The following is a 23,263-nucleotide window of genomic DNA, read 5'->3' on the forward strand; positions in this document are numbered from 1 at the left end:
TCCCTGACAAGCGAAAAGCCCGCAGTGCCACGGGGGCACTGCGGGCTTTCGGGTCTCGGACGCGCAGGGGTTACAGACCGACCTCGCGCATGAGCATGCCGACCTCGGTGTTCGTCAGGCGGCGCAGCCAGCCGGACTTCTGGTCGCCCAGCTCGATCGGGCCGAAGGAGGTCCGGACGAGCTTCTCGACCGGGAAGCCGGCCTCGGCCATCATGCGGCGGACGATGTGCTTGCGGCCCTCGTGGAGGGTCACCTCGACCAGGTAGTTCTTGCCGACCTGGTCGACGACGCGGAAGTGGTCGGCGCGGGCGTACCCGTCCTCCAGCTCGATGCCGTCCTTGAGCCGCTTGCCGATCTCACGCGGCAGCGGGCCGGTGATGGCGGCGACGTACGTCTTCTTCACGCCGTACTTCGGGTGCGTGAGGCGGTGGGCCAGCTCACCGTGATTGGTGAGGAGGATGATGCCCTCGGTCTCGGTGTCGAGCCGGCCGACGTGGAAGAGCCGGGTCTCGCGGTTGGTGACGTAGTCGCCGAGGCACTGGCGGCCGTCCGGGTCCTCCATGGTGGAGACGACGCCGGCGGGCTTGTTCAGCGCGAAGAACAGGTACGACTGGGTGGCGACGGTCAGGCCGTCCACCTTGATCTCGTCCTTCGGCTGGACGCGCTTGCCCTGCTCCAGCACGATCTCGCCGTTGACCTCGACGCGGGCCTGCTCGATGAGCTCCTCGCACGCGCGGCGCGAGCCCATGCCGGCGCGGGCGAGCACCTTCTGCAGGCGCTCGCCTTCCTGCTCGGCGCCCGGGAAGGTCTTCGGGGTCTTGATCACGGGCTTGTCGGCGTACCGGTCGCGCACGCGCTCCTCGATCCGCGCGTCCAGCTCGCGCGGCCGGGACTGGCCGCTGCGGCTGCCGGGGCCGCGGCGCGGGCCGCCGGCCCCGCCGATGCCGGGGGTCTTGGAGGTGCGGGGTCCGCCCTTGGCTCCGCCGCGCGCCGCGTCGCCGCGGGCACCGCCGCCGCGGTTGCCGTCGGCCGCGCCGCGGGCGCCGCCGCCGCCGGCCTTGGCACCGCCGCGGCTGCGCTCGCCCTCGGGGCCGACGTCGTAGCGGCGCTCCTCGGGGCGGGGGTTGCGGATGCGGGGCGCGGGCTCGCGGTCACGGTCGGAGCCGCCGCCCTGGTAGCCACCGCCGGAGCTGCCGCCACGGGAGCCGCCCTGGTAGCCACCGCCGGAGCTGCCGCCACGGGAGCCGCCCTGGTAGCCACCGCCGGAGCTGCCGCCGCGCGAGCCGCCCTGGTAGCCGCCACCGGAGCTGCCGCCACGGGAGCCGCCTCCCGAGCCGCTGCCGCCGGAGCCGCCACCGCGGTAGCCGCCACCGCCGCCGCTGGAGCTGCCGCCGCGGGCGTTACCACGCCCGCCGCCGCCACCGCCGCCGCTGTTCCTGTTGCCACCGTTGCCGTTGCCGCTGCTTCGCATCAAAGTTCCGTCGTCTTGTCGTCTTCATCGGTATCCGGTGCATCCGGATCGAACGACGGAACACCCTCTTGCGTCTCGGCTTCGATCGCGTCCGCCTCGGGGAGGAAGGGCGCGAGCTCCGGGAGCTCGTCCAGGCCTCGCAGGCCCATCCGCTCCAGAAAGTAGTTCGTCGTCCTGTACAGGATCGCACCTGTTTCGGGTTCCGTGCCCGCCTCGGCCACCAGACCGCGCTGGAGCAGGGTCCGCATGACCCCGTCGCAGTTCACTCCGCGGACCGCCGAGACCCGCGAGCGGCTCACCGGCTGGCGGTACGCGACGACCGCCAGGGTCTCCAGTGCGGCCTGGGTCAGCCGGGCCTGCTGGCCGTCCAGTACGAAGCGCTCGACGGCGGCGGCGTACTCCGCCCGGGTGTAGAAGCGCCAGCCGCCGGCGACGAGCCGCAGCTCGAAGCCCCGCCCCTGCACGGTGTACTCGTCGGCCAGCTCGCGCAGGGCGTCCGCGACCTCGCGCGGGGTGCGGTCCAGCACCTTGGCGAGGTGCGCCTCGGTCGCGGGCTCGTCCACGACCATGAGGACGGCCTCCAGGGCCGGCTTCAGCGCGAGAGCCTGCAGCGGCGTCTGCGGCGCCGTCTGCGGCGGAGTGGTTCCGGTCATTCCTTGGCCTCCACGACCTGGTCGAACTCGTCGGTGACGGTCGGCATGCCGTCGCCGTCCCCGCCGCTCCATCGGACGGTGAGCGTCCGCAGGGCCTCTTCCTGGTCGAGGACCACCGCCTTCTCGCGGTAGAGCTCCAGGAGGGCCAGGAAGCGCGCGACGACGGTGAGGGTGTCGTCGGCGTCCTCGGTGAGCTCCTGGAAGGTGGCCTCGCCGCGCGCCTTGAGCAGTGCGACCACCACGGCGGCCTGCTCGCGCACGCTGACGAGCGGTGCGTGGATGTGGTCGACGTACACCTGGGGCTTGGCCCTGGGCTGCATGGCCTTGACCGCGAGCCGGGCGAACCCCTCGGCGCCGATGCTGATGACGACCTCGGGGAGCAGCTCCGCGTGGTGGTCCTCGAGGCCGACCGTACGGGGGTAGCGGCGGCCCTCGGCCTCGGCCCGCTGCTCGAAGATCTCGGCGATCTGCTTGTACGCGCGGTACTGGAGCAGGCGGGCGAAGAGCAGGTCGCGGGCCTCGAGCAGGGCGAGGTCGGCCTCGTCCTCGACCTCGGCGGCGGGCAGCAGGCGGGCGGCCTTCAGGTCGAGCAGGGTGGCGGCGACCACGAGGAACTCGGTGGTCTGGTCGAGGTCCCAGTCGGGGCCCATGGCGCGGATGTGTGCCATGAACTCGTCGGTGACCTTCGAGAGGGCGACCTCGGTGACGTCGAGCTTGTGCCGGGAGATCAGCTGGAGCAGCAGGTCGAAGGGCCCCTCGAAGTTGGCGAGCCGCAGCGTGAACCGCCCGTCGGTCCCGCCGGACGCTCCCGCTCCGCCCTCCACGGGCTCCTGCGGGGCCCCTGCGGGCGCGTCAGCGGCCGCAGGGGGCCGGACGGGGTCCTCGACCGGCCCGGGGGTCACGGGCCCGGCAGGGGGCACGTGAGCGTCTCGCGGCTCGGACGCGGTCTGGGCGCCCGGCCCGCGCCCCAGACTGCGGCGGGCGGGTCGGCCGGGATCGGCGGGAAGGGGCATCACGGTCCAAGGCGGTACGGAGGGGGGCGGCGGCCACCCCCAAGGCTGCCACGCTCCCTCCACCCCGCTCCCCCGGACCCGCCCGGGGACCGGAAGCCGCGGGTGCGGGACGCGCACCGCATCCGGGGACGGGGACGGGGACGGGGCGGCAGCCGGGCGGCCGGGAGCGCGAGATCGGATCGGGAGGCAGCTGGGCGGAAGGGGCGGCAGCTGCGCGGCCGGGGCACAGAATCGGGCGCGAGCACGGGCGGAAGCCACCGGGGCGGGAGCGCGAAATCCCCACCGGGATGCAGTCGAAGCAGGCCCGGCGGCCCGCCCTCCTCGCCTTCCGACCCCTCGTCACGGGCCCTCCGGCCGGCTGGGGCACCGGTCACCACGGGTGAGTGGGCAGTGCGGCCGCCGGAGCGCCGTTGCGTCGACATCAACCACGGTCACGACGGGCCGGAGGAGCGGCCGGCCCGCACCGGAGCCGCATGCCGACGGGGCCGGTGGTCACCGCGGGTGGGAGGAGGGAAGAAGACCGCCGGGCCGACGTCAGCCACGGTCACGACCGACAGACGGCAGCCAGGGGTGGGGATGGTGCGGGTACCTGGGGCGGGACGACGGTGGGGCGTCTTGAGGTGCGGGGAGGACGGGCCGCAGGCCGCAGACGGCCGCAGGCCCGGCGGGCAGGGGCGGCTGCGGGCCTGCTTGCGGGGCCGCGCCCCGTACTCCACCGACACCGCCCCGCCGAAACCACCGCCACACGCCGCCGCCACTCGCCACCGGGCCACAACACCGCCCAGCCGGCCCGCGCTCCGCATGCAGGCCCCGCCGGAGTCGGCCGGACGGTCAGCGGCCGCGGAGTCTGCGGACCAGGATGCTCGCGTCGCCGCGGGACTCCAGGTCCGCCAGGACCACCGCCACCGCCTCGCGGACGATGCGGCCGCGGTCCACGGCCAGGCCGTGCTCCCCGCGCAGCACCAGCCGCGCGTGCTCCAGGTCCATGAGCTCCTCGGCGGAGACGTAGACCGTGATCTTCTCGTCGTGCCGTTCACGCCCGCTGGGCCGGCGGTTCGCCCCGCGGCCCTGGCCCTTGCCCCGCCGGGGTTCCGGACTGACAGAACCTTCCTGCGGGCGCCGGGGTGCAGCCACCACCGGCTCCGTACCGGCCGCCGCCTCCCGGCTGCGACCCTCCCCCGCCGTGCCCTCCGCCGAAGCCGCCGTGTGCTCCCCGGCGGGTGTCTCCTCCGGGCCCCGTCTCGGCGAGGACGACTGCAGCGCCATCCCCCCGGTCGTACGGAACAGTTCGTCGGCTCCGGGCAGACTCACTCGGCGTGACACCGGGCGAGCACCTCCCTGGCCAGCTGGCGATAGGCGGCGGCCCCGACGGAGTTGGAGGCGTACGTGGTGATCGGCTCGCCGGCGACCGTGGTCTCCGGGAAGCGCACCGTCCGGCCGATGACCGTGTGGTAGACGTGGTCGTCGAAGGCCTCGACGACGCGCGCCAGCACCTCGCGGCTGTGCACCGTACGGGAGTCGTACATCGTGGCGAGGATGCCGTCGAGCTCCAGCTCGGGGTTGAGCCGCTCCTGCACCTTCTCGATGGTCTCGGTCAGCAGCGCCACCCCGCGCAGCGCGAAGAACTCGCACTCCAGCGGCACGATGACCTTGTGAGCCGCCGTCAGGGCGTTCACGGTCAGCAGGCCGAGCGAGGGCTGACAGTCGATCACGATGTAGTCGTAGTCGGCCATCAGGGGCTTCAGCGCCCGCTGCAGCGTCGACTCTCTCGCGACCTCGCTGACCAACTGCACCTCTGCAGCGGACAGGTCGATGTTGCTCGGCAGCAGGTCCATGTTGGGGACCGCCGTCTTGAGCAGCACCTCGTCGGCCGACATGCCCCGCTCCATGAGCAGGTTGTAGACCGTCAGGTCGAGTTCCATCGGGTTCACGCCGAGGCCCACGGACAGCGCGCCCTGCGGGTCGAAGTCGACGAGCAGCACGCGGCGCCCGTACTCGGCGAGTGCGGCGCCCAGGTTGATGGTCGACGTGGTCTTGCCCACGCCGCCCTTCTGGTTGCACATCGCGATGATCTTCGCCGGACCGTGGTCGGTCAGCGGACCCGGGATCGGGAAGTACGGCAGCGGCCGTCCGGTCGGGCCGATCCGCTCCCGGCGCTGGCGGGCAGCGTCGGGGGCGAGGGTGGCCGCGTACTCGGGGTCGGGCTCGTACTCCGCGTCCGGGTCGTAGAAGTGCCCCTCGGGCACGTTTTCGTAGTCGGCGAAACCCACGGGCTTTTCGCCGCTCAGGTCGCCGGCCCTGGAGTTCACGTCTAGGCCGTCCATGCTCTTTTGGGGCGTCGTCATGTGCTGGTGGTTTGCGAAGGTGCGGACCGCGACGGAGCCGACCGCTTCGAGTCCGGCGGATCCTTGGCCCCGGTCCGGGGGTTCCTCCGCGCCTGCAGGGCGCTGGGGGCGCGTCCCTGCCCGACCACCTCCGGGAGCAAATGTCGACTCATTCACAAGTCGTCTTACCTCCTCGGACGTGACCAGGACACTTATCGATAGGTCAGCGTGGCACCATGCCGACGGTTGGCGACTCTATGGCGTGTCACCGCTCAGCGGCAACACAATCCGTCGGACCGGCAACGATGTGTCGGCAACCGAACACCACTCTGTCAAGGGCGTCCGGGCTGTCGCTGCGAAGTTTCGCGGGTGTGCGAAAGGGTTAAAGGGTTACGTTCGAGGCGAGTTGAACCGCGCCCGTTCGCCCCTCGCAAACGCGTCCGGCCGGACCTTGCGGGCAAGGTCCGGCCGGATACGTGAGATTGACGTCAGTCGTTGACGGGGTCTGACCGATCAGCCGAGCAGCGTGCTCAGCTCGAGGGTCTCGAGGCCGTGGGCCTCGGCGACCGGGCCGTAAACGACCTGGCCGTCATGGGTGTTGAGGCCCAGCGCGAGCGCGGGGTCACGACGCAGCGCCTCGACCCAGCCGAGGTTCGCGAGCTGCACGATGTAGGGCAGCGTGGCGTTGGTCAGCGCGTAGGTGGAGGTGTTCGGCACCGCGCCCGGCATGTTGGCGACGCAGTAGAAGACCGAGTTGTGGACCTGGAAGGTCGGCTCGGCGTGGGTGGTCGGACGGGAGTCCTCGAAGCAGCCGCCCTGGTCGATCGCAATGTCGACAAGGACACTTCCGGGCTTCATCTTGGCGACGAGCTCGTTGGTGACCAGCTTCGGGGCCTTCGCACCCGGGATCAGCACCGCGCCGATGACCAGGTCGGCCTCGATGACGGCCTTCTCCAGCTCGTAGGCGTTGGAGACGATCGTCTTGATCTTCGTACCGAAGATCTTGTCGGCCTCGCGGAGCTTGTTGATGTCCCTGTCGAGCAGGGTCACGTGGAAGCCCATGCCGATGGCGATCTGCGCGGCGTTCCAGCCGGAGACGCCGCCGCCGATGACCACGCACTCGCCGGCGTGGGTGCCGGGGACACCGCCGGGGAGCACGCCACGGCCGCCGGCCGAGCGCATCAGGTGGTAGGCGCCGACCTGCGGGGCCAGGCGGCCCGCGACCTCGGACATCGGGGCGAGCAGCGGGAGCGCGCGGTTGGCGAGCTCGACCGTCTCGTACGCGATGGCGGTGGTGCCGGACTCCAGGAGGGCGTCCGTGCACTCGCGGGAGGCCGCCAGGTGCAGGTAGGTGAAGAGGGTCTGGTCCTTGCGGAGGCGGTGGTACTCCTCGGCAATGGGCTCCTTGACCTTCAGCAGCAGGTCGGCGGTGGCCCAGACCTCGTCGGCGGTGCCGAGGATCTCTGCGCCGGCGGCGACGTACTCCGCGTCCGTGATCGAGGAGCCGACACCGGCGTTCTGCTCGATGAAGACCTGGTGGCCGTTGCGGACCAGCTCATGCACGCCGGCGGGCGTGATGGCGACCCGGAACTCGTTGTTCTTGACCTCGCGGGGGATGCCGACCTTCATCGTCGATCACGGTCCTTGGCTCAGGGGATTTTTCGGGGCACTTCCATACATACCCGCCCACAAGAACGCGCAACGGGATGCACCACGGGATGTCGTGGTGAAGCCAGTCTAATGAAGGACGACGCGCTGTCTAGCCTTGCAAACCAATAATCTCAGTCGGAACCACTACGGATTTCGCAGGCTGCGGGGTCGTCTCCCAGCAATCTGTCGGCCGCCGAGCGGTGCAGCCTTGCGGCGGCCGGGTCGCCCAGCCGGTCGAGGGTGTCGGCGAGGCGCACCTGGAGCGCGGCCTGAAGCCGCAGGTCTCCGGCCCGGCGCGCGAGCTCCACCGCCTCGCGGCAGGTGTGCAGCGATTCCTCGGGCCGTCCGGCGTACTCCTGGATTCGCGCCATCTCGCTCAACGCCTTTGCCTGGCCCGGCACATCGGCCAGTTTTCGGTACCCCGCGGCGGCGGTCCGCCAGCTGCGCAGCGCGTCCCCGTAGCGGCCCGCGTACGTGTGCACGTTGCCGAGCCGTCCGTACAGCCGGGCCTCGTCCGCCCGCTCCCCGCGCGCGAGGGCCTGGGACAGGGCCCGGCCGAACCAGTCGGCGGCCCGGTGCCAGTCCGTGAGTTCCTGGTAGGCGCCGCCTACGGATTCCATCGCGCGGCCGGTCGCGTACGGGTCGTTCGCCGCCCGTCCCGCGTCCAGCGCGGCCCGGTAGCGCTCCAGCGCCTCGTGGGTGCGGCCCGTCTCGGCGTCCAGGTCGGCCAGGTTCAGCAGGGCCGCGGCCTGTTCCCGGTGCAGGTTGCGGCGCTCGGCCACGTCCAGGACCAGACGGTGCAGCCCGTACAGCTCGGGGGCGGCCGCGGCGGTGCCGCGGTGCTCGGCGAGGGCCCGTACGAGGGCTGCGACCAGGCGGCGGGCCAGGGTGTCCAGCCCGCCGTCGGCCACGGCCAGGGCGGCGGCCGCGGACAGTGCGGGCAGCCGGGTGTCGAGCCAGGTGGCGGCGGCCCGCCGGTCGGGGAACCGCAGGGCGCGCGGCAGCCCGTCCAGCTTCTCCCGTACGTCACCCGCGGTGTCGTCGTCGGGCTCGGCCATGACCCGGCACGAGTGCAGCAGGCGTACGGTGCGCTCCAGCATCCGGGCCCGGGCCAGCTGGACCTCGGCGGCGCGCTCCTTCGTCTCCAGCAGGGCCCGGAGCAGCGGCGCGAGGCAGCCGGGCAGCAGGAAGAGCCCGCCCGCGGCATGGCGGACGAGGCCCAGCCCGGCGAAGTCCTCCAGGGTGGACTGCGCTGCGGCCACGGAGCAGCCGGCGAGGGCGGAGGCGGTGTGCGAGTCGAGGATGCCGGCGGGGGCGAGCGGCAGCAACCGGAGGGTGCGCTGGGCGGGCTGCGGCAGGGACTCGTAGACGAGCCGGAAGCCGCGCCCGAGCGGGCCGCTGGTGCCGGGGGGCATGTCGTGGAGCTGCTTGGCCACGTCGGAGACGGAGGCCTTGGGGTGCGCGGCGAGCCAGCCGCCGACCAGGGCCAGCGCGGCGGGCTGGCCCCCGCACTCCTCGGCGAGGGCCTCGGCGGCGCGGGGGTCGACGGTGATCCGGGTGTCCCCGATGCGCTGGGCGAGCATCTGGACCCCGGAGGGGGTGTCCAGCCCGCCGAGGGTGCAGGGGCGGACATCCGGAATGCCGGTGAGGGGCCCTTCGGCGGTGATGACGACGAGGCACTCGGGGGTGTCCGGCAGCAGGGCATCGACCTGGTACGGGTCGGCGGCGTCGTCGACGAGCAGGATCGTCCGCCGCCCTGCGAGGGCGGTGCGCAGGGCGGAGCTGAGCTCGTCCTCGGCGGCGCCGGGGGGTGTGGCCTCCCCCAGCGCCTCCAGCAGGGTCCGGATCGCCCGCTCGGTGGCGACGGTCTCCCCGCCGGGGGCGGTGAGGCGTACCTTGATGACCCCGTCGGGGTAGTCCTCGGCGACCTCGCGGACGAACGCCTCGGCGAGGGCGGTGCGGCCCGATCCCGGACGGCCGGCGATGAGCAGCACGCGCGCCCTGGGCGACTTGGCCTTGCGGCCCGAGAGGGTGTCGAGCCCGGTCCGTGCGATGTCCTCGCGCAGCTCCTTGAGCTCACGCCGCCGCCCGACGAAATCCGTCACGGATCCGCTCCTCTCCCTGCCTTCGGGTTGCGAGCGTAGTTCACGCAGAGCGACGACCCGTGTGGAGCGCGGCGGACACATCGCCCGATCGGATCAACAGATGGTCACACCACGCCGCCGGAGCCGCGGCCCCGGCTCCGGGGCCGCGCAGAGGCGGGGTCCGGGGCGGGGCCACGGGGCGGCGGGCCGGGAGGGCTAGGCCTCGTACGGGCGGGCCGGCCAGGGGGTCTGGGGCGGGCGGAGGGCGTCGAGGCCGCCCGGGGCGGCCAGCGCGGCGGACAGCGCCAGCGCCCCCGTCACCAGCCCCGGGTTCCCCAGCCGGCCCTCCAGGACCCCGCGGACCAGGTCGGCGAGCGGAACGCGGGCGATCTCCATGTCCGCTTCCTCCTCCGAGACCTCGTACCGCTCTCCCTCCGCCTCCGAGAGCCCGCGGGCCAGGAAGATCCGGATCGCCTCGTCCGACCCGCCGGGGGACGCGAAGAAGTCCGCGAGCACCCGCCAGTCCTCGGCCTTGACGTGGGCCTCCTCGTACAGCTCCCGCTGCGCCGCGTGCAGCGGGTTCTCACCGGGTACGTCGAGCAGCCCGGCCGGGAGCTCCCACAGCTTGTGCCGTACGGGGTGCCGGTACTGGCGCAGGACCAGTACGCCGCCCTCCTCGTCCAGTGCCAGGACGCACACCGATCCCGGATGCACCTGGTAGTCCCGGCGCACCACCGAACCGTCCGGCATGCTCACCTGCTCCGAGCGGACCGCCGTCTTCGCGCCTTCGAACGGGGTCCGCGAGGCGATGACCTCCCACGACTCCCCCGCGTCTGCGATGCCCATGGCCATGATCCGTACCCCGTACCCTTCCGGAAAACGCGACAGCCGGGGCACGTTCCGTGCCCCGGCTGTCTACGTTATGCGGTCGGGCTGCTCAGGGCCGTCACTTGGCCCCGGCGGCCTGCTGGCGCTCCACCGCCGCCTTGACCAGGCCCGCGAACAGCGGGTGCGGCCGCGTCGGGCGCGAGCGCAGCTCCGGGTGGGCCTGGGTGGCCACCAGGTAGGGGTGCACCTCGCGCGGGTACTCGACGTACTCGACGAGCTTGTTGTCCGGGGAGGTGCCGGAGAAGACGATGCCCGCCTTCTTCTCCAGCTCGCCGCGGTACGCGTTGTTGACCTCGTAGCGGTGGCGGTGGCGCTCGTCCACGTACGCCTGGTCGCCGTAGACCTCGCGCACGATCGAACCCTCGGCGAGCTTCGCCGGGTACATGCCCAGGCGCATCGTTCCGCCCAGGTCGCCCGCGCCCTCGACGAAGGCCAGCTGCTCCTCCATCGTGGAGATCACCGGGTGCGGGGTGGAGGCGTCGAACTCGGTGGAGTTCGCGTCCTCGATGCCCGCCAGGTTGCGCGCGGCCTCGATGACCACGCACTGCAGGCCCAGGCACAGGCCGAGCAGCGGGATCTTGTTCTCGCGGGCGTAGGTGATGGCGCCGACCTTGCCGTTGACACCGCGGTCGCCGAAGCCGCCGGGCACGCAGATCGCGTCCACGTCGCCGAGCTGCGCCGCCGCGCCGGCCGGGGTCTTGCAGTCGTCCGAGGTGACCCACTTGATCTGCACGCGGGCCTTGTTGGCGAAGCCGCCGGCGCGCAGCGCCTCGGTCACCGACAGGTACGCGTCGGGCAGGTCGATGTACTTGCCGACGAGCGCGACCTTGACCTCGTGGTCGGGGTTGTGGACGCGGTCGAGGAGGTCCTCCCAGACCGTCCAGTCGACGTCGCGGAACGGCAGGTCGAGCTTGCGCACGACGTACGCGTCGAGGCCCTCGGTGTGCAGCACCTTGGGGATGTCGTAGATCGACTTGGCGTCGATCGCCGCGACGACGGCCGCCTCGTCCACGTCGCACATCAGCGAGATCTTGCGCTTGATGGAGGTGGGGACGTCGCGGTCGGCGCGCAGCACGATCGCGTCGGGCTGGATGCCGATGTTGCGCAGGGCCGCGACCGAGTGCTGGGTCGGCTTGGTCTTCAGCTCGCCGGAGGGGCCGATGTAGGGCAGCAGCGAGATGTGCACGACGAAGACGTTGTCGCGGCCGACCTCGTGGCGGACCTGGCGGACGGTCTCCAGGAAGGGCAGCGACTCGATGTCGCCGACGGTGCCGCCGACTTCGGTGATGACGACGTCGACGTCCTCGGTCGCCATGCGCCGGATGCGGTGCTTGATCTCGTTGGTGATGTGCGGGATGACCTGCACGGTGTCGCCGAGGTACTCGCCGCGCCGCTCCTTGGCGATGACCTGCGAGTAGACCTGGCCGGTGGTGACGTTGGCCGAGCCGTCGAGGTCGACGTCGAGGAAGCGCTCGTAGTGGCCGATGTCCAGGTCCGTCTCGGCACCGTCGTTGGTGACGAACACCTCGCCGTGCTGGAACGGGTTCATCGTGCCCGGGTCGACGTTCAGGTACGGGTCGAGCTTCTGCATCGTGACCCGCAGGCCGCGCGCCTTGAGCAGCGCACCCAGGCTGGAGGCCGTCAGGCCCTTGCCGAGGGACGAAGCGACACCCCCGGTGACGAAGATGTGCTTGGTCGTCATGGCTGTGCTGTTTCGAAAAGCAGCGGGCGGCGTCGCCAAGAGGGGGCTCCCGTGGTCGCGAAGTTGAGGTGCGTCCGGCGCCGGCCACCATCGAACCGGAGGCTCTCAGGGGGCGCCGAAGCTGCGGTTTCGGGGCTCCTGATTCGCACAGGCAGACCACCGGTCCACGGGGTACCAGCCTATCAGCGCCCGGGCCCGTCCGCCTCCGGCCACGCGCCGCTACGGGTGCTCGACCGAGCGCCACCGCCCGGCCCCCGGCCGGTCCTGCGGCCGGTCACGCCGCCGTTCGCGCTGGTCACCCGTCGGGTCACCCATTTGGTCGAGTCACATTGTCCCCCGGCTTCAGGAGATCACTAGGGTGCCGTCATATCCTGCTCGGATATCGCTTCACATCGCCGCCGAGCAGTCCGGCAGACGGCGTAACCCGGCCGCATCCGGAATCATGAGCTCAGTGCGGGGATCCACACCCACGGGACCGCGCAACCGCGCAATGCAAGCGCCCTTCGGGGCGGACGTGGCCGTTCGACTGGAGATCTACGTGTCCGGGCGCATCGAGGATTACGCACTGATCGGGGACATGCAGACCGCCGCGCTGGTCTGCCGGGACGGATCGGTGGACTGGCTGTGTCTGCCACGTTTCGACTCCCATGCCGTTTTCGCGGGCCTTCTCGGCACCGAGGACCACGGCTTCTGGCGGATCGGCCCGGCGTTCCCGGGGGGCGCCGAGGCTCCTGCCGCGACGCGCCGCCGCTACCAGGGCGATTCGCTGATCCTGGAATCGGAGTGGGAGACGCCGCGCGGCACGGTCCGCGTGATCGACTTCATGCCGCCCCGCGAGGACCACGCACCGCAGCTGGTGCGCATCGTGGAGGGCGTCAGCGGGCGCGTCCCGATGCACTCCGCGCTGCGCATGCGGTTCAGCTACGGCCGGGTCGTGCCCTGGGTGCACAAGGTCGACGGGCGCACCGTCGCCGTCGCCGGCCCGGACTCGGTCTGGCTGGACACCGACGCGCAGACGTACGGCAAGGACCTGACGACGTACTCCGACTTCACCGTCGGCCCCGGCGACCGCAAGGCCTTCTGCATCAGCTGGCAGCCCTCCCACAAGGGCGCCCCGGAGACCCCCGACGCGCAGGAGGCGCTGGCGACCACCGCCGCGTTCTGGCGCGAGTGGGTCGACCACTGCACCTACCACGGTCCTTACCGCGAGGCCGTGATCCGCTCCCTGATCACCCTCAAGGCGCTCACGTACGGCCCCACCGGCGGCATCGTCGCCGCGCCCACCACCTCCCTGCCGGAGGAGATCGGCGGCGTCCGCAACTGGGACTACCGCTACACGTGGCTGCGCGACGCCGCCATCACCCTCTCCTCGCTGCTGCGCACCGGCTACCGCGAGGAGGCCCAGGCCTGGCGCGAGTGGCTGCTGCGCGCGGTCGCAGGCGACCCGGAGAACCTGCAGATCATGTACGGGATCGCGGGCGAGCGTGAACTCGGCGAGACCGAGCTGGACTGGCTGCCGGGGTACGAGAACTCCCGCCCGGTCCGGGTCGGCAACGGCGCCGCGCACCAGCTCCAGCTGGACGTGTACGGCGAGGTCACCGAGGCCCTGCACCTGGGCCACATGACGGGCCTGGCGCGCAACGACTACGCCTCGGTCCTCCAGTTGAAGCTGATCCGCTACCTCGAGGCCCACTGGGACCAGCCGGACGAGGGCATCTGGGAGGTGCGCGGCCCGCGCCGCCACTTCGTGCACTCGAAGGTCATGGCCTGGGTGGCCGTGGACCGCACGATCAAGCTGATCGAGAGCGGGGACGCGGACGGCCCGCTGGATCGGTGGCGCGAACTGCGCGACGAGATCCACGAGGACGTGTGCGAGAAGGGCTACGACAAGGAGCGCAACACGTTCACCCAGTCCTACGGGTCGAAGGAGTTGGACGCCTCCCTGCTGCTGATCCCGCAGATGGGCTTCCTGCCGCCGGACGACAAGCGGGTCATCGGCACCATCGAGGCGATCCAGCGCGAACTGTCCACGCCCGACGGGTTCATCCTGCGCTATCCGACGACCGGCGAGGAGGCCGGTGTGGACGGACTCGAGGGCGACGAGGGGGCCTTCCTGGCGTGCTCGTTCTGGATGGCGGACGACCTGGCGATGATCGGCCGCGTCGACGAGGCCCGGCACCTCTTCGAGCGGCTGCTGGCGCTCCGCAACGACCTGGGGCTGCTGGCGGAGGAATGGGACCCGCGCCTCCAGCGCCAGGTGGGCAACTTCCCGCAGGCGTTCAGCCACGTCCCCCTGATCGACACGGCCCTGCGCCTGACGGCGAGCGGGGCGTACGGGGGCTGACGCCGGCACGACCGGCCCCGCCTGCGCCCGAGGCGCCGGGGGGGGCCGGGGGCGCCTCCTGCGGTAGCCGGGGAGGGTCCGGGGCAGTGCCCCCGGCCGACGGCGCCGCACGGCCGCCCCCGGCTCCGCCGCGCCCGGCTGCCGGCTCCCGCCTACGCTGGATAGGTCCTATGCCTCCTGCGGAAGGAGGGCCGCAGCCATGGCTCCCCGTTCAAAGGCCGGCCAGGCCCTGGTCGCACTCCGCGAGGATCTGGCCGGTGAGGTCTTCGCCCCCGACGATCCCGGGTACGACGAGGCCCGGACGGTCTTCAACGCGATGATCGACCGCAGGCCGGCCGTGATCGCCCGCTGCGAGAGCGAGGCGGACGTCGTCACCACCGTCCGTTTCGCCCGCGAGCTGGACCTGCCCGTCGCGGTGCGCGGCGGCGGCCACAGCGTCGCCGGGATGTCCCTCAACGACGGCGGCGTGGTCGTCGACATGCGCCGGATGCAGGAGGTCACCGTCCATCCCGCGGCGAAGGCCGCACGCGTCGGGGGCGGTGCGGTGATGAGCGTGCTGGACCGGGCCTGCCAGCCGTACGGGCTCGCCACCACCGGCGGCCGCGTCTCCACCACCGGAGCCACCGGTTTCGTCCTCGGCGGCGGCTCGGGCTGGCTGGACCGGAAGTTCGGGCTGGCCGTCGACAACCTGCTCGGCGTGGACCTGGTCACCGCCGACGGCAGCACCCTGACGGCGACCGCCGAGGACAACCCCGAGCTGTTCTGGGCGCTGCACAGCGGCGGCGGGAACTTCGGGGTCGCGACCTCGATCACGCTGCGCCTGCACGAGCTGCCGCAGTTCGCGATCTGCATGCTGCTGTACCCGCCGGAGGCCGGGCCCGAGGTGCTGCGCACCTACCGCGACGTCGTCGAGAACGGCCCCGACGAGGCGGGCGGCGGCATGATCTACCTGACCGCCCCGCCGGAACCCTTCGTACCCGAACACCTCGTCGGAACCGTGATGGCGGGCGCGCTGCTCACGTACGCGGGCGGCGAAGAGGCGCTGCGCCGGCTCGCCGGGCCGCTGCTCGCGCTGCCGCACGAGGTGGAGGTGCTCACCGCCCTCCCGTACGCGGACTTCCAGTGCATGCTGGACGACCCGCCGGGCCTGCGGAACTACTGGTCCGCGGAGTACCTGACCGGTCTGCCGGACGAGCTCGTCGGCGTCTTCTGCGCCCTCGGCGACGTGATGCCGTCGGGCGGCACCCAGCACGTGCTGTTCCCGCTGGGCGGGGCCATCGCGGACGGGCCCTCGGAGTTCCCCGTTCCGTACCGGGACGCGCCCTGGGCCGTGCACCCGTTCGGGATCTGGGAGGACCCGGCCGAGGACGACCGCTGCCGGCAGTGGGTGCAGGACGTACGCGGCCACGTGAAGCCGTGGAGCACCGGCGCGGTCTACCTCAACTTCACCGGCGACGAGGGTTCCGAGCGCGTGGCGGCGGGTCTCGGAGCGGAGAATCTGGCCAGGCTGGGCGCGGTGAAGCGGGCGTACGACCCGGACAACGTGTTCCGCTTCAACCACAACATCAAGCCGGCCTGACCCCCTGATAGCGTCCCGCGACATGGACAACCAGGGCGGGATCACCGTTCAGCGGGCACTGGAGCTGCCCGGACTGCGCAGCGGACTGCCGGAGGTGATGGCCTGCGCCGACCGCCTCGGCCGGACCGTGCGCTGGGTGCACGCGGGCGAGGTGCCGAACATCGCGTCCCTGCTCAAGGGCGGGGAGCTGCTGCTGACCACGGGGCTGGGCCTCGGCACCCGGCCCGCCGAACAGCGTGCGTTCGTACGGCGCCTCGCGGACCGGGGGATCGCCGCGCTGGTGGTCGAGCTGGGCCCGCGCTTCACCCGGCTCCCGGCCACGCTGGTCGAGACGGCGCGGACGGCCGGGCTGCCGCTGGTCCAGCTGCACCGCGAGGTGCCGTTCGTGGCGGTGACCGAGGAGATCCACACCGAGATCGTCAACCACCACTACGCCCTGCTCCAACGGGCCGAGGAGGTCCACCGGCGCTGTACGGAGGCCCTGCTCAGCGGCGGCGGCATCCCCCAAGTCCTGCACATCCTGGCCGACTTCACGGGGAACCCGGTGTTCCTGGAGACCCCCGACGGCCAACTCCTGTACGCGGCGGGCCCGGTCGCCGGGGAGGCCGCGGCGGACCCGCTCCAGGTCTGGGAGGGGCTGCGGGGCCAGCGCGAGGCGGGGCCGTCGGCCAACGCGGTGCTCGTCGACGTCCCCGGCGGCGGCCACGGCACGGGCTCGGTCCGCGCCCGGGTGGTGCTGCTCGGCGTCTCGGCGCCGCTGCTGCCCGTCCACCGGATGGCGGCCGAGCGGACGGCGGGCGTACTGGCCGTGGTCCTGATGCAGGCCCGCCAGGAGGAGGAACTGGCGGCGCGCGGCCGCGGCGACTTCCTGACGGACCTGGCGGAGGGCCGCATCTCGGCGGAGGACGCCCCGGCGCAGGCCCGCGTCCTGGGCTTCAAGCCGGGTTCGGGCCCGCTCCTGCCGGTCGTCATGCGCCTGTCCTCGGGCCTGGGCCCCGCGGGCAATTGGGCGGTCCTGGCCAGGGCGGTCCTGGAGGAGCTCTCCTCGGTGGGCGTCCCGGTGCTCCTGGGCGTCCGCCCGGTGGAAGGCCGGGTGCCCCTGCTGGTCTCCCTCCGCTCCGAAGCGGAGCGCACGACGGTGGCGGACCGGGTCGCGGCGGCGCTGCGGGCGGGCGTGGAACGGGCCGGCCTGGACCGCGCGGCGGCCCCGCCGGCGGTGGTCGTGGGCGTGGCGGGCGGCTGGGCGGCGGCCTCCTCGGGTCTGCGGCACGCGGCGGAAACGGCGACGGCGGCCCACGGCCTGCCGTCCCGCCCCTGGTACGACGCCCGCCGCCTGGACATCGACCTGCTCCTGTGGCGACTGCGTGAACACCCCGACCTGGCGGCGTTCGTGGACCGCGCGATCGGCGCGCTGCGCACCCACGACGCGACGTCCCGCCCGCCGCTGCTGCCCACCCTGGAGACGTACCTGGCCCACGCGGGCCGCAAGGCGGAGACGGCCCGCGAGCTCCATCTCAACCGCCAGACGCTGTACAACCGCCTGGCCCGCATCTCGGAGCTCCTGGGCGCCGACCTGGACGACCCGGAGACGGTCCTGTCCCTGAGCCTGGCCCTCCGCGCCCGCCGCCACACGCCCTCTGCTTCCTGACGCCCTCCGCGCACCGCTCGGCCCCGGCGGGGAGCGGCGCGGTGGGGTCAGGGGCGGCGGCGGTCCATCAGTTCGTCGTAGACCGACAGGATCTGGGCCACCGTGTCGTCCTCGGACGGCCAGGTCGCCGCCTGGGCGCGGCCGGCCGCCGCCAGTGCCGCGCGTCGGGGCGGGTCCGACAGGAGGTCCGTCACCGCCGAGGCCAGTGCGGCCGCGTCCCCGTACGGCACCAGCACCCCCGCGTCCCCGACCAGCTCCGGCACGCCGCCGACCGCCGTGGCGACCAGCGGTACGCCCACCCGCAGCGCCTCCTGCGCCAGCAGGGACCGCGCCTCCCACCGGCTCGGCAGCACCGCCACGTCCGCCGACGCCAGCAGCTGGGCCGCGTCCCGGCGCCGCCCCAGCAGCCGTACCGGCAGCCCTTCGGCCTCGATCCGCCGGGCCAGCTCGGCCCGCTGCGGTCCCTCCCCGGCGATCACCACCAGCGGCAGCGGCTCCAGCACCCGCCACGCCCGCGCCGCGTCCAGCAGTACGGAGTACCCCCGGCGCTCCACCAGACTGCCGACCGCGATCAGCAACGGCCGCTCCACCGCGCCCAGTTCCGCCCGCACCTTGCCCGGATCCGCCCCGGCGTCCGGGCCCGCCGCGCCCATCGGCACGGCCACCGGCGCCAGCCGCGCATCGCGCGCGCCCCGCGCCCGGGCCAGGTCCACCTGGTCCGAGGAGGCGCCCAGCACCACCGCCGCCGCCCGCGCCACGTGCCGCTCCAGCACCCGGCCCAGCCGCCCGAAGGTCCCCTCGGCCGCCGGTCCGCCGCCGTGCCAGGTCACCACCAGCGGCACCCGGCGCCCGCGCAGCGCCAGCGCGGCCCGCATCCCGGCCCGTACCCCGTGCGCATGCACCACGTCCGCCCCGGCGCACACGGCCCGCAGCGCACTCACCGCGTCCGGGGTGAACTGCGCCCCGGCGCCGGTGAAGTCGTACTCCCCCTCCGCCTCCACGGGCGCGCACACCGTGACCCCGACCCCGCGCGCGGCGAGCCCGGTCGTGAGCGACCGCACGTGCGCGCTGCTGCCCGCGCCCGCACCGCCGAGTACTTGGACGGTGCGGAGCGGTGGCCGCCCGTACGGCTGCGCGGGGGCCGGGATCGAGACCGGGGAGCTGCTCACGGGCCGAAGCTCCAGGGTGAGGGAGGCAGAGACGTCGCCCAGGATGCCAGTCCGCACGCACGTTCCGGGACCATACGGGTACGGATCCCGCAGGAGATACCGCGACACACCCCCGAGGCTCACCCACACGGCGTAGCGATCGTCACCCCCGGGGCACGTGCTGCGCGGGCCCGGGACGCATCCGTCCCGGGCCCGCAGCGGCAACAGCACCGCCGACCGCTAGGCCGTCTCTTCCGGATCTTGCCTGACCCGCGCCGCCTGGCACCGCACCTCGCCGCGTTGTCGGGGCGCCCGAGTACGTCCAGTACTCGGGCACCCCTCCGCCTTGCGATGCACGGCACCAGACGACGCGGGCCTGACCGGCAAGATCCGAAAGAGACGACCTAGGCGTCCGCGCGCGCCGCCGCCAGCAGTTCCTCGGCGTGCGCCCGCGCGGACACCGAGTCCTCGTGCCCCGCCAGCATGCGCGAGAGCTCGCGGACGCGGTCCTCGCCCTCCAGGACCTTGACCCCGCTCCGCGTCACCGACCCGTCGTTGGTCTTCTCGACCAGCAGCTGCCGGTCCGCGAAGGCCGCGACCTGCGGAAGGTGCGTGACGACCACGACCTGCGCCGACCTGGCCAGCTTCGCGAGGCGCCGCCCGACCTCGACGGCCGCCTTGCCGCCGACGCCCGCGTCGACCTCGTCGAAGAGGTACGTCGGCACCGGGTCGGAGCCCGCGAACACGACCTCCACCGCCAGCATCACGCGCGACAGCTCACCGCCGGAGGCTCCCTTGGCGATCGGCCTCGGCTGGGCGCCCGGGTGCGGGGCCAGCAGCAGTTCGACCTCGTCCGTGCCCGAGGGCCCGTACGCGACGGGGCGGCCGTCGACCTCCACGCCCTCGGGGTCCTCCACCTGCCGGATGTCGATCGTCACCCGCGCGTGCGGCATCGCCAGCGAGGCCAGCTCCTCCGTGACGGCCGACGCGAACCGCGTCGCCGCCTCCACCCGCGCGTCCGTCAGCGCCTGCGCCAGCAGCGACAGTTCGGCCCGCAGCCCGTCCCGCTCGGCGGTCAGCTCGGTGATCCGCTCGTCGTCGCCGTCCAGCTCCAGCAGCCGCGCCGAACCCCGCTCGGCCCACTCCAGTACGGAGTCGATCGAGTCGCCGTACTTGCGCGTCAGCTGGGTCAGCGCCGCCCGCCGCTCCTCCACGGCGGCCAGCCGCAGCGGATCGGCGTCCAGGTCGTCGGCGTAGCCCGCCAGCTCCCCGGCCACGTCGGCCAGCAGGATCCCGAGCTCCCCGATCCGCTCCGCGAGCGCGCCGAGGGCCGGGTCGTGCGACCGTACGGCGTCCAGGGCCCGGTGTGCGCCCGCGACGAGCGTGTTCGCGTCGACGCCCTCCGGGTCCTCGACGTCGCCGGCGAGCGCCGCGTGCGCGATCTGCGCCGCCGATGCCAGCGATTCGGCGTGGCCGAGCCGTTCGGCCTCCGCCGCCAGCTCGGCGTCCTCGCCGGCCAGCGGCTCCACGGCCGCGATCTCCTCCAGGCCGAAGCGCAGCAGGTCGGCCTCCTGGGCCCGTTCCCGGGCCCGGGTGGTGATCTCTTCGAGTTCGACGGCCACCGTGCGCAGCCGCCGGTAGGCGGCCCCGTACTTCTCCAGCGGGACGGCGACGGCGTCGCCCGCGTACCGGTCGAGGGCCTGGCGCTGCCGGGCCGGCCGCAGCAGCCCCTGCTGGTCGGTCTGCCCGTGTACGGCGACCAGGTCGTCCGCGAGTTCGCCGAGCAGGCCGACGGGCACGGAGCGGCCGCCGACGTGGGCGCGCGAGCGCCCCTCGGCGGACACGGTCCGGCTGATGAGCAGGGCGCCGTCGTCGAGCTCGGCCCCGGCCTCCTGCGCGCGCAGGGCGGCAGGCGCGCCGGGGGGCATGACGATGCGGCCCTCCACGACCGCCGCCTTGGCCCCGATCCGTACCAGGGCCGGGTCGGCGCGACCGCCGAGCAGCAGGCCGAGGCTGGTGACGACCATCGTCTTGCCCGCGCCGGTCTCGCCGGTCACCGCGGTGAAACCGGGCGACAGCTCGACCACCGCGTCGTCGATGACCCCGAGCGACCGTATCCGCATCTCCTCAAGCACGGGACGACGATACCGAGGTTTCGCCGGTGCCATGTGACGTCACCCGTCGAGAGTTTCCCGAACGCATGTGCTATTGGCGGACTCCTAGTGGGGCGCCCCACGCCAGCCCGACACCGGCAGCGCGAACTTCGCGACCAGCCGGTCCGTGAACGACGCGTGGTGCAGCCGGGCGAGCCGCACCGGCACCGCCCCCCGCCGGACCTCCACCCGGGCCCCGGCCGGCAGCTCCAGCATCCGGCGGCCGTCGCACCACAGCACCCCGTGCGGGACCCCGGTCTGCACCTCCACCGCCAGCACCGAGTCCGGCGAGGTCACCAGCGGCTTCGCGAACAGCGCGTGGGCGCTGATCGGCACCATCAGCAGCGCCTCCACCTCCGGCCAGACCACCGGCCCGCCCGCGGAGAAGGCGTACGCCGTCGAACCCGTCGGCGTCGCGCAGACGATCCCGTCACAGCCGAAGCCGGACACCGGGCGTCCGTCGATCTCCAGGACCACCTCGAGCATCCGCTCGGGGGACACCTTCTGGACCGCGGCCTCGTTCAGCGCCCAGTCCCGGTGGACCACGTCGCCGTTCGTCCGTACGAGCACGTCGAGCGTCATCCGCTCCTCGACCTCGTACGCGCGCGTCACGACCCGGTCCACGACCTTGTCCAGGTCGTCCCGCTCGGCCTCCGCGAGGAAGCCCACCCGGCCCAGGTTCACGCCCAGCATCGGCACCCCGGAGCCGCGCGCGAACTCCGCGCCGCGCAGCAGGGTCCCGTCGCCGCCCAGCACGATCAGCAGCTCACAGCCCTCGAGCACCGCGGGGGTGCATTCGGAGACCAGCTCCACCTCGGGCGGCAGTGGCAGGTCTCTCGCCTCGTACTCCACGACCCGTACGCCCAGCCCGCTCTTCAGCAGGCCCTGCACGACCAGCTCGGCGCTGCGGATGGCCGCCGGCCGCCCCGTGTGCGCGAGCAGGAAGACGGTCCGCCCCGTCGAACCAGACGTCTCCGATGTACCCGGTGTATCCGCTGAATCAGTCACTGCGGCCCCTCCGCCACTGCACGGTCAACATCCGCCGGGTCGAGTGCCGGTGCCCCCGCCCGCAGCCACAGAAAGTACTCGACGTTCCCCGACGGCCCCGGCAGCGGACTCGCGGTCACCCCGAGAACGCCGAGCCCCAGCTTCGCCGCCCGGGCCGCCACCTCGCGCACGGCCTCGGCCCGCAGCTCCGGGCTGCGCACCACGCCGCCGCTGCCGAGCCGGTCCTTGCCGACCTCGAACTGCGGCTTGACCATCAGCACCAGGTCCGCGTCCGGGGCACAGCAGCGCACCAGCGCCGGCAGCACCAGGCCGATGGAGATGAAGGACAGGTCGCCGACGACGAGGTCGACGGGGACCCCGTCGAGCTGCTCGACCGTCAGCTCTCGGACGTTCGTACGGTCCTTGACGGTGACCCGGTCGTCGCTCTGCAGCGACCAGGCGAGCTGCCCGTAGCCGACGTCGACGGCCATGACGTGGGCCACGCCCGCGCGCAGCAGCACGTCGGTGAACCCGCCGGTGGAGGCGCCGGCGTCCAGCGCCCGGCGGCCTTCGACGGCCAGCCCCTGCGGCTGGAAGGCCGCCAGTGCGCCGGCCAGCTTGTGGCCGCCCCGGGAGACGTAGTCGGGGTCGCTGTCGTCCTTGAGGACCACCAGGGCCGCGCTGGTCTCGACCTGGGTGGCCGCCTTGGTCGCGGTGGCGCCGCCGACGGTCACCCGGCCCGCGGCGATCAGCTGGGCGGCGTGCTCGCGCGAGCGGGCCATGCTGCGGCGTACCAGTTCGGCGTCCAGGCGGCGGCGTGCCACTCCTGCCACGTTCGGTTCAGCTCCTGTTTTCGTACGGTCCGGGGACGGGCGGTGCGTCCAGCGCGGTCAGCGCGTCGCGCAACCCCCTGTGCACATCCTCGTACACCGCGACGTGTCCGTCCGCCGTGAGGTGATCGGCGTCGGCCAGCCGCTCCAGGTGCGCGTCGACCCCGCCATGGCCGGTGGGCGTGCGGACGAGGCCGAGGGGTTCGGGCCCGGCGGGCCCGAGCGCAGGCTCGGGCGCCGTTTCCCCGGATGCGCCGGGCGCATCAGATGCACCCGTTTCACCCGGAACATCCGATGCGTCCGGTACGCCAGCCACCGCTTCGGCCAAGTCGTCGGTCATGCCCCGACGCTACCCCGAAGCACCCGGGCGGCCACGCACGGCTCTGCGGTACGGTCGAGATCACGATGGCTACGATCGACGAGTGCCGAGCCGCACTCCACCAACTCTCGGGCAACCTCGCACAGGCCGACGGCAACGTGCGCGGCGCCGCCGCGCTGGACCGCTCCCTGAGCTGCCACATCACCGACCTCGACCAGACCTTCACCGGCCGCCTCGACGGCGGCCGGATCAGGGTCGACGCGGTCTCCCCCGGCCCGCCCGCCGCCAAGGCCGAGATCCGGCTGGCGATGACCGGCGACGACCTGGTCGCGATGGTCGCGGGCGAGCTGAAGTTCGCCAAGGCCTGGGCCTCCGGCCGGGTCCGCCTGGAGGCCGGCTTCCGCGACCTGCTCCGCCTCAAGAGCCTGCTGTAGCGGGGGCACCCCCGGCGCCGGCCCGGGAGGGTCCGG

Annotated in this window: 18 protein-coding genes; 4 read left to right on the forward strand and 14 right to left on the reverse strand. The window is 73.2% G+C overall.

Annotated elements, in window-relative coordinates; genetic code table 11:
• Nucleotides 1-70: 70 nt before the first annotated feature.
• From ACFYXK_RS31665 to ACFYXK_RS31705, 9 genes are all read right to left on the reverse strand, one after another.
• Nucleotides 71-1,471: a pseudouridine synthase gene (locus ACFYXK_RS31665; protein WP_389414279.1), complete on the reverse strand. Its 1,401-nt coding sequence runs from the start codon at nucleotides 1,469-1,471 to the stop codon at nucleotides 71-73.
• Nucleotides 1,471-2,124, reverse strand: coding sequence for an SMC-Scp complex subunit ScpB (gene scpB, locus ACFYXK_RS31670; protein ID WP_389414280.1), 654 nt, complete (start codon nucleotides 2,122-2,124; stop codon nucleotides 1,471-1,473). The genes ACFYXK_RS31665 and scpB overlap by 1 nt, the downstream gene beginning before the upstream one ends.
• Nucleotides 2,121-3,137 (reverse strand): segregation and condensation protein A, encoded by a 1,017-nt coding sequence (locus ACFYXK_RS31675; protein WP_389414297.1) that lies wholly within the window; start codon nucleotides 3,135-3,137, stop codon nucleotides 2,121-2,123. The genes scpB and ACFYXK_RS31675 overlap by 4 nt, the downstream gene beginning before the upstream one ends.
• Before the next feature lie 831 nt (nucleotides 3,138-3,968).
• A complete protein-coding gene (locus ACFYXK_RS31680; protein ID WP_389414281.1) occupies nucleotides 3,969-4,460 on the reverse strand; it encodes a hypothetical protein in 492 nt (163 codons plus the stop codon).
• Complete coding sequence (locus ACFYXK_RS31685; RefSeq protein WP_229340921.1) at nucleotides 4,445-5,482, reverse strand: ParA family protein; 1,038 nt, start codon at nucleotides 5,480-5,482, stop codon at nucleotides 4,445-4,447. Before ACFYXK_RS31685 ends, ACFYXK_RS31680 begins: the two co-directional genes overlap by 16 nt.
• Before the next feature lie 492 nt (nucleotides 5,483-5,974).
• Nucleotides 5,975-7,090: an alanine dehydrogenase gene (gene ald / locus ACFYXK_RS31690; RefSeq protein WP_389414282.1), complete on the reverse strand. Its 1,116-nt coding sequence runs from the start codon at nucleotides 7,088-7,090 to the stop codon at nucleotides 5,975-5,977.
• Between the two features lie 152 nt (nucleotides 7,091-7,242).
• The gene (locus ACFYXK_RS31695) at nucleotides 7,243-9,297 is read right to left on the reverse strand and encodes a tetratricopeptide repeat protein (RefSeq protein WP_389414283.1); all 2,055 of its coding nucleotides are present in this window, start codon (nucleotides 9,295-9,297) and stop codon (nucleotides 7,243-7,245) included.
• A 114-nt stretch (nucleotides 9,298-9,411) separates the two neighbouring features.
• The gene (locus tag ACFYXK_RS31700; RefSeq protein WP_389414284.1) at nucleotides 9,412-10,041 is read right to left on the reverse strand and encodes an NUDIX domain-containing protein; all 630 of its coding nucleotides are present in this window, start codon (nucleotides 10,039-10,041) and stop codon (nucleotides 9,412-9,414) included.
• 100 nt (nucleotides 10,042-10,141) lie between these two features.
• A complete protein-coding gene (locus ACFYXK_RS31705) occupies nucleotides 10,142-11,785 on the reverse strand; it encodes a CTP synthase (RefSeq protein ID WP_389414285.1) in 1,644 nt (547 codons plus the stop codon).
• 490 nt (nucleotides 11,786-12,275) lie between these two features.
• On the opposite strand from ACFYXK_RS31705, the gene ACFYXK_RS31710 reads away from it, so the two are divergent.
• The 3 genes from ACFYXK_RS31710 to ACFYXK_RS31720 all read left to right on the forward strand — a co-directional run bounded on the left by ACFYXK_RS31710 (nucleotide 12,276) and on the right by ACFYXK_RS31720 (nucleotide 17,356).
• Nucleotides 12,276-14,129, forward strand: a complete 1,854-nt coding sequence (locus tag ACFYXK_RS31710) for a glycoside hydrolase family 15 protein (RefSeq protein ID WP_389414286.1) — start codon at nucleotides 12,276-12,278, stop codon at nucleotides 14,127-14,129.
• A gap of 199 nt (nucleotides 14,130-14,328) precedes the next feature.
• On the forward strand, nucleotides 14,329-15,708 hold the full coding sequence (locus ACFYXK_RS31715) for an FAD-binding oxidoreductase (RefSeq protein WP_389414287.1): 1,380 nt from the start codon (nucleotides 14,329-14,331) through the stop codon (nucleotides 15,706-15,708).
• Nucleotides 15,709-15,730: 22 nt separating this feature from the next.
• Complete coding sequence (locus tag ACFYXK_RS31720) at nucleotides 15,731-17,356, forward strand: PucR family transcriptional regulator (protein ID WP_389414288.1); 1,626 nt, start codon at nucleotides 15,731-15,733, stop codon at nucleotides 17,354-17,356.
• 47 nt (nucleotides 17,357-17,403) lie between these two features.
• On the opposite strand, the gene ACFYXK_RS31725 is transcribed toward ACFYXK_RS31720, so the two are convergent.
• The 5 genes from ACFYXK_RS31725 to ACFYXK_RS31745 all read right to left on the reverse strand — a co-directional run bounded on the left by ACFYXK_RS31725 (nucleotide 17,404) and on the right by ACFYXK_RS31745 (nucleotide 22,814).
• Nucleotides 17,404-18,525, reverse strand: a complete 1,122-nt coding sequence (locus ACFYXK_RS31725; protein WP_389414289.1) for a glycosyltransferase family 4 protein — start codon at nucleotides 18,523-18,525, stop codon at nucleotides 17,404-17,406.
• A 383-nt stretch (nucleotides 18,526-18,908) separates the two neighbouring features.
• Complete coding sequence (gene recN / locus ACFYXK_RS31730; RefSeq protein ID WP_389414298.1) at nucleotides 18,909-20,627, reverse strand: DNA repair protein RecN; 1,719 nt, start codon at nucleotides 20,625-20,627, stop codon at nucleotides 18,909-18,911.
• A gap of 96 nt (nucleotides 20,628-20,723) precedes the next feature.
• Nucleotides 20,724-21,665: an NAD kinase gene (locus ACFYXK_RS31735; protein WP_383520743.1), complete on the reverse strand. Its 942-nt coding sequence runs from the start codon at nucleotides 21,663-21,665 to the stop codon at nucleotides 20,724-20,726.
• On the reverse strand, nucleotides 21,662-22,477 hold the full coding sequence (locus ACFYXK_RS31740; protein WP_030162927.1) for a TlyA family RNA methyltransferase: 816 nt from the start codon (nucleotides 22,475-22,477) through the stop codon (nucleotides 21,662-21,664). Before ACFYXK_RS31740 ends, ACFYXK_RS31735 begins: the two co-directional genes overlap by 4 nt.
• Before the next feature lie 7 nt (nucleotides 22,478-22,484).
• Nucleotides 22,485-22,814 (reverse strand): hypothetical protein, encoded by a 330-nt coding sequence (locus ACFYXK_RS31745; protein WP_389414290.1) that lies wholly within the window; start codon nucleotides 22,812-22,814, stop codon nucleotides 22,485-22,487.
• Between the two features lie 65 nt (nucleotides 22,815-22,879).
• On the opposite strand from ACFYXK_RS31745, the gene ACFYXK_RS31750 reads away from it, so the two are divergent.
• Nucleotides 22,880-23,227, forward strand: a complete 348-nt coding sequence (locus tag ACFYXK_RS31750; protein WP_383520747.1) for an SCP2 sterol-binding domain-containing protein — start codon at nucleotides 22,880-22,882, stop codon at nucleotides 23,225-23,227.
• Nucleotides 23,228-23,263 lie beyond the last annotated feature (36 nt).

This window comes from Streptomyces sp. NPDC002209 (assembly GCF_042890265.1).
Classification (GTDB): Bacteria; Actinomycetota; Actinomycetes; order Streptomycetales; family Streptomycetaceae; genus Streptomyces.